The organism is Chitinophaga agrisoli (assembly GCF_008386695.1).
In the GTDB taxonomy this organism is placed as follows: domain Bacteria; phylum Bacteroidota; class Bacteroidia; order Chitinophagales; family Chitinophagaceae; genus Chitinophaga; species Chitinophaga agrisoli.
The window spans coordinates 1-288 of sequence record NZ_VUOC01000108.1 but is presented as its reverse complement, the minus strand read 5'-3'; the positions used below and the strand labels follow the sequence as shown (position 1 = coordinate 288).

1 protein-coding gene is annotated in these 288 nt (G+C 38.5%); it reads right to left on the bottom strand.

Going from position 1 to position 288, the window contains the following annotated elements; translation table 11 throughout:
* A partial coding sequence (locus tag F0L74_RS34695; protein WP_213087183.1) for a BPTI/Kunitz-type proteinase inhibitor domain-containing protein occupies positions 1–240 on the bottom strand: 240 nt, incomplete at its 3' end.
* Between the last annotated feature and the right edge of the window lie 48 nt (positions 241–288).

Genomic DNA, 288 nt, shown 5'->3' with positions numbered 1-288 from the left:
GCACGTATTGTACAGGCAGGCGGCTTCGCACTCTTCTATAGTCTCAAAATTATTAGCATTCGCTTGGCAACCTCCGTAGATGAATTCAACGCATTTGTCCTCCGATGAATCGTAGGCATATCTTGGAAAACTGCCCCTGCAAGGGCCCGTCTTTATTGGCAGCAAACAATCAGGATTAGCGTTAGTGAAGGAAAATAAAAGAATTATTAATAAAAACGAAATGCTCGTGTATTTCAACATTCTGCAAGAAATGAAGATTCACTTTCGAATAAAAATTAATAGAAAAAA